This window comes from Rhodoferax sp. (assembly GCF_018063565.1).
Classification (GTDB): Bacteria; Pseudomonadota; Gammaproteobacteria; order Burkholderiales; family Burkholderiaceae_C; genus Rhodoferax.
Genome location: NZ_JAGPBB010000133.1, coordinates 1 through 6,549, shown reverse-complemented (window position 1 = coordinate 6,549; position 6,549 = coordinate 1). Strand labels below are relative to the sequence as shown.

The following is a 6,549-nucleotide window of genomic DNA, read 5'->3' as shown; positions in this document are numbered from 1 at the left end:
CCGCTGGGCATGCGTTTCACACGCAATCCGAGACGCTTGGCGGTGGCTTCGACCAGCGAGATGCTGTCCGGATCAAAGTCCACCGGTTCAAAGCGCGCCAACTGGCGGCTCGACAGTGTCACGCCTTCAGCGCTGGCGATGTCGTTGGCAAAGCGATGCAGGCGTTGTTCAGCAAGCTGTAGCGCAGCCTCATCGGTGTTACGCAGGTCAACCGTCAGCACCGCCTTGTAGGGAATCACATTGACCAGGTTCGGCGACAGCTGGATGGCACCCACCGTTGCAACCTGGTTGGCCCCCATATCACTCGCGATTTGCCGGGCGTAGTTGGCAATGGCGAAAGCCACGTAGCCGGCATCGTGACGCAGTCGCATCGGTGTTGTGCCGGCGTGGTTGGAGACCCCCAGCACAGTGAATTCGGTCCACGAGATGCCTTGCACGCCATCAACAGCGCCAATATGAAAGCCTTCGGCTTCGAGCACCGGACCTTGCTCCACATGCAGTTCCACATAGGCCTGCACCTGGGGCTGGCCGCAGGGCTGCGGTCCGGCGTAGCCAATGCGTTCAAGGCACTCGCCGACCGTGGCACCATCAATGCCGACGGTGGACAGTGCGGCATCAAGCGCCATGCCGCCGACATAGACCAGGCTACCCATCATGTCGGGGTTAAAGCGCGCACCTTCTTCATTGGTGAAAAAGGCCACTGCCAGCGGTCGGCGGGTTTGAATGCCCGCATCATGGAGTGTCTGGATGACTTCAAGGCCGGCCAGCACACCCAGATTGCCGTCGTAGTAGCCGCCGGTGCGAACCGTGTCGATGTGCGAACCAGTCATCACCGGTGGGCCGCTTTCGGTGCCGGGGCGCACACCCACCACATTGCCAATGGCATCGATGCTGACCAATAAACCAAGCTCGCGCATCCAGCGTAGCACCAGGTCCCGCCCAGCACCATCTTCAGCGCTGAGCGCCAGGCGACAGATGCCATCGACGGTGGCACCAATCTGGCCCAGCTCGTGCAGCCGGTCACCAAGGCGGGTGGCGTTGATGCGCAACGATGCAGTATCAGAGTTCATGGAGGCTCTAGTCAGGCTTGGTTTTTATGTGTGATTTTTGCTTCAAATTTCGCCAGCGAATCCATTCAAACTGGGAGAAATTGTAGTCTTCAGCTTTGCGCCAACAGCGCCGTGGCGATCCAGTTTCATAAAGCTAGAAAGGCGCATGGCTGGCCTAAGCACGCACCCAGCCGTGGCTGAAAGGACTCGATTGGCGCATGTCACCGATCCAGACGCCGTCGAGCTCGGGATGGTCATGGGCCAACTGCGCGAGCATGGCCGGCACGGATGCATCGTGTGCGCCTTGCGTGTTGACCAACCAATGCCGCGCGGCGTGAGCGGGCGCGTTCTTGAACATACCTTCGGGGTGCGCAAGCAGGCGGCCCAAGGCGGCCTGGTCAATTGGTTCGCCGGCGCAAAGTCCGGTAATGGCAGCAAACTGCGGCCACCGATGGATATCGTCCGGATTAGCGGGGCAACCCAAGGGCGCAGCACCGGTCAGCGCGATGACGGTGTTGCTGCTACGAGGCAGGCAGGGCTCGTGTGCTGCGGGTGCTTTCAGCGCGCAATGGCGTGCACCGTCGGCCTCCACCAGAATCACATCTGCGACGGCCGGACTCTTGAGCTTATCGATTTCATCGGGTTCGCAGCCGATCATCTTGCCTTGGGAGACATCGAAACGACTGAACAGCACCACGATACCCGGCGCACTGGATAAACCGCGTAAGGCTGCCAGGCGCTGCGCAAAATCTGGTTCGATCAGCACCGTTGCACCGTATTTCGGCTCTGGCGGAAACATTCGTGTGGTGGTGGTCACCAGAACCCGTTGACCGCCGGCTGCCAGCGTCTGAGCCAGCCAAAATAGCGTGCTGGTCTTGCCGCCGGCACCGACCAGGCTCACCACGGACGGCAATTCAGCACCGACGCAACGCCCAAGGAACGCGCTGTTGCCAGGAGAAGGCAGGAAATGCACACCGGTCATCACCCGATGCAAGCCTTAGGCCAGTGCATCCATGCGCTGCCACAGCTGCGCCGCCACCTTGCGTGCTTGCGCATAGATCGGCTCCACATCAAACGGGAATGCACGGTTCTGGTAAACCATCAGGCCGTTGACCATCACGCTGTCAACGCTGGCAGAGTTCATGCCAAACGCCAAGTGACCTCCGACGTTCTGTGCCACCAGCGGCGTCGGGCTGTCGTAATTGCAAATCGTCAAATCAGCCTGATAACCCGCTTCGATGCGCCCGAAACGTGCGCCAAAATTGCGTTCAAGCAAGGTGTTGCCATTCCACAAGAAGCGCGTAAAGCTGTCAGGCCACAGGCTGCCACCCCCGTCGCGGTGCTTGAAGTAGGCGAATTTCATTTCCTCAAACATATCGGCACCAATGCCGTCGGTACCGAGTGCCAGGTTGCGAACCGCCGACAACTTGTGGTTGTAACCCACGTTGTTGTTCATATTGGAGCGGGCGTTATGCACCAGGAAGGCGTCGCGTTCATTCAGAATGGCGATGTCGGCATCGGACAGATACAAACCGTGCCCAATCAGCGTTTTGCTATCAATCAAACCATGCGCAGCCAATCGCTCGATCGGGTCCTGGCTGTAGCGGTCATGGCTATGCGATACATCGTAGCGGTCTTCCGCCACATGAATGTGCAAACCACGGCCAGTCGCCTTGATCGCATCACCAAGCATTTCGAGACCGGCATCGGACACCGTGAATGGCGCATGTGCGCCCAGGTGGGCTTCCATCAAGTAAGGCTCTTCACCCTTGACCTTGGCATCATCAATCAGGCGCGCGAATGCCAGGTTTTCGTCAACGCCAGCGCGCAGCTCTTTTTCGCCGCCATTGCGGTCGGTGGTTTCATAACAAGTCATACCGCGCAGCCCAGCTTTCAGGAAGCCCTGACGCAGGGTTGCCAACGATCCGGCGATGAAGTTGGGCGATGCGTGGTGATCGATCACGGCGGTGCAGCCACTCTTGATCGCTTCCAGCGAGCAGATGAGGCCGCTGTAATACACCGACTCCTCGTCGAGCGCACGGTCCAGCCGCCACCAGAGGTTCTTCAGGGTCGAGATGAAGTCGGGGCAGGGCTTGATATTGGCCATGATGCCGCGCGCCAGGCCGGAGTAAAAGTGGTTGTGCGCGCAGACAATGCCTGGCATCACCAGCTTGCCTTTGAGGTCAAGCACTTGCGCTTGCGGGTACTTTGCGGCAAGGCCAGCGCCAACTTCCCTGATCTGTGTGCCATCAATGGCGATCTGCACGTCACCCAACAGTGTGGCCGGTTCAAACTGCAAAGCGGTCAGGTTTTTCAGGATCAGCATGGCGGGTTGCTCCTTATGCTTCGACTGCACTCAACAGGTAGCCATGGTGGCTGACCACGCGGCTGGCGATGCGGCACAAGTCCACCAGTTCTGGCGGCACGTCTCTCACCGCGCCCGCGCTGTCGATGCTCAGCTCAAATACCTTGCCGTCCTGGCGCACGGTGAGTTTGCCTGCCTCGACCATGAAGCCGGAATTGCTGCTGTTGGCAAAGTCTTGCGGCAGGTTGAAGATCGTGATCTTGTCCTTGTACGGACGTCCTTGCCATGGGCAAAATTGGGCGCAGTTGCCGCATTCATTGCAGTAGGCATCAATGTGCAGTGTCTGCGCGCGGTCCTTGAAGCCGGGCACCGCAATCGAGATATTGGCGCGGTTCGGGCACACATCGACGCATTTGGCACACACGTAGTTGCATTCCAGACAGCGTTGGCCTTCTTGTTTGATGAAGGCATCGAACGCGTCCTTTTTGACAAAATTCACCACCACGGCACCCTTGCGCTGGGTGATTTCCTTGGGATCGACGTTCAACCAATACTTTTGGCCATGGTGGCTCTTCAGGTTCTCACGCTTGAGAATCTCATCTGTGGCGCGCCGGGCGTCCCCGATGGCCGCAACGATGGATGACGGCCCGTGTTGCACATCGCCGATCAAAAAGACGTTTTCGCGCGCAGTCTCGCCAGATGTTTGGTGGACTGCTGGCCAACCGTCTTCACCCAACGGAACGCCCATCGCCTTGAGCACATCACCATCGGCCTGCTCACCAATGGCTGTGATCAATGCATCCATCTTCAGCGTGATGGTGCGGTCGGTTGGCATGGGGCGGCGGCGGCCCTTGTCGTCAGGCGCACCAAGTTCCATCACACGACAAGTGACGGTGCCGTCGTCATCAAAAGACTCGGGATTGGTCAGGAAGTGAAACTTCACGCCGTCCTCAACAGCCTCTTCGTACTCTTCACGGTAAGCGGGAATTTCGTTAAAGCTGCGCCGATAGATGACAGTCACATCCTCAACACCCGGAACGCGCAGCGCAGCGCGCGCGCAGTCCATGGCGGTGTTGCCGGCCCCAACCACGGCGACATGGTGGCCCAGGTTGAGCTTTTCGCCGTCGTTGAAACGGCGCAAAAACGGCAGCGACTTGTAAAGGTTGCGATTGTCGCCACCGAGTTGGATGCCACTATTTTTGTCGGTGCCGATGCCGATCAGCACATACTCAAATCCTTGAGCTTTGAGTTTGTCAACGCTGAGCTGCGGATCGCAGCCATACACAAATTTCACGCCGTGGTCAGCCACGAAGTCGATGTCGTGCTGCACCAGTTCGCCCGGACTGCGAAAGCGTGGAATCACGTGGCGTGGCACGCCGCCGGCGGCCTGCTCACGATCGAACAGCGTGACCGCGTGGCCGGCACGCGCCAGGAAATACCCGGCGGCCAGGCCGGCTGGCCCCATGCCCACTACGGCCACGGCGTTGCGCGAGCCGGTACCAGCGGGCTTGTGCCAACGGCGGCGGTATTCGTCCCAGCCTTTTTCCAGCGCGATTTTTTTCATTTCGCGGATATTGAGCGGGCCTTCGTAATCGAGCCGCGTGCAGTTGGATTGACACTGATGATCGCAAATGTGCCCGGTGATCGCCGGCAGCGCATTGGTGCGGTAGATGACATCCAGCGCATCGGCGTAGCGACCCTCGCTGACCAGGCGAATGTACTCAGGGATGTCCTGGTGGATGGCGCAGGCGGAGACGCAGGGCGCAACGTAACAATCGGTCAGCGGCAGCGCGCTGCCAGTGTCGATTTCGTCCTTGGAGCGCCAGGCCTTTTGCGTGTAGTCCGCAGTGATCGACTTGGCCGCCAGCCGTTCGAGCTTGGCGACATCAACCCGACCCATCTGCCAGGCGTCTGAAGCGTCCAGCGCGCGCGCGCATTCGAGCAAGCGCAAATAGCCGCCGGGCTTGAGCAGATCAGTAGCCAGGGTGATCGGCCGGATACCGGTCTCGAAAATCTCTCGAATGTTGTACAGGCTGGCACCGCCTGAGTAGGAAATTGGCAGCCTGCCATCGAATTCACGTGACAGCAGCGCCGCCACGTTAATCGACAGCGGAAACAGAGCGCGGCCCGACATGTACATTTCTTCGCCCGGCAGCGCGCCCTTGTGGTTGACTGCGCCCAGCGTATTGGTCAGCTTGACACCGAAGCTGAGATTTTTTTCCTGGCTCAAATCCAGCAGGCGGCGCAGCATCGCGTAGGCTTGATCGAGTTTGAGGTCATGGTCAAACGAGGCTTCCTTGACGATCAGATAGTCGAAGCCACAGGTGTCGAGAATTTCGCGTACCCGCTTGAACCCCAGCAAAGTGGGATTGAGCTTGACGAAGGTGTTGATCGACTTCTCTTCGAGCATGTAGCGGCAGATCGATTCGATTTCGTTGGGTGGGCAGCCGTGCATCGTCGACAGCGTGACACCCTTGACCAGCCGCGCGGAAATGCGTGCTGGCAGGCTTTGCAACTGCACCTTGCGGTTTTGCAGACCCAGACCCTCAATAAAGCGCTCATCGTTGACCCACTTTTCAAGAATGCGTTGGTATTCGGCAAATTTCGGATGCGCTGAGGCATTGATCGTGTTGTCAATGAAGGCTTGCATCGGCGCTTGCTTGATGCCATCCAGGTTATAGCCCACGCTCATATTGAAACTGAACGATTTGGCCTCGCCCGGTGCGCGTGGGTCAAACACTTCTTCGAGCAGATGCAGTGCAAACCAGGCCTTCAGGTATTCATCGAAGGCTTTGGGCAAGGTGTATTCAGAAGACCATTCGGTGTTGTAGCCTTCATCGGCGGCATCGATGCAGGGCTTCTCGATTTCAAGCTGGTCCATGATTTGAACCGTTTTGAGTTCAATGAAGCGCCCACCTACCAGCCAGGAAGCCACGATGTTCTGCGCCAATTGCGTGTGTGGCCCTGCCGCCGGTCCAACCGGTGTCTCACAGGTGTCGCCAAACACCTCGATCAGGCGATCATCGGTTTTGTGGTAGAACTGGCTTTCGGCAATGTCAAAGATGGAGCGACTGACCCGAAACTCTTCAAAGATACGTTGCAACAGTCCCTCGAACGGAACGGGCCGCATGGTGTCGCTCATGATGATCTCCAATAGCTGAGTGATAGGCTGGGCACACGCAAAGCGTGGTGTTC

4 protein-coding genes are annotated in these 6,549 nt (G+C 58.6%); all 4 read right to left on the bottom strand.

Features of this window, described 5'->3' with window-relative positions; genetic code table 11:
- A partial coding sequence (locus KBF66_RS18225) for a hydantoinase/carbamoylase family amidase (RefSeq protein WP_296660870.1) occupies positions 1–1,070 on the bottom strand: 1,070 nt, incomplete at its 3' end.
- Positions 1,071–1,224: 154 nt separating this feature from the next.
- Positions 1,225–2,031: a selenium cofactor biosynthesis protein YqeC gene (gene yqeC, locus KBF66_RS18220; protein WP_296660866.1), complete on the bottom strand. Its 807-nt coding sequence runs from the start codon at positions 2,029–2,031 to the stop codon at positions 1,225–1,227.
- 15 nt (positions 2,032–2,046) lie between these two features.
- Positions 2,047–3,375: a putative aminohydrolase SsnA gene (gene ssnA, locus KBF66_RS18215; protein WP_296660862.1), complete on the bottom strand. Its 1,329-nt coding sequence runs from the start codon at positions 3,373–3,375 to the stop codon at positions 2,047–2,049.
- Positions 3,376–3,388: 13 nt separating this feature from the next.
- Entirely contained in the window at positions 3,389–6,496 is a 3,108-nt protein-coding gene (gene ygfK / locus KBF66_RS18210; RefSeq protein WP_296660858.1) for a putative selenate reductase subunit YgfK, read from the bottom strand.
- Positions 6,497–6,549: the final 53 nt, after the last annotated feature.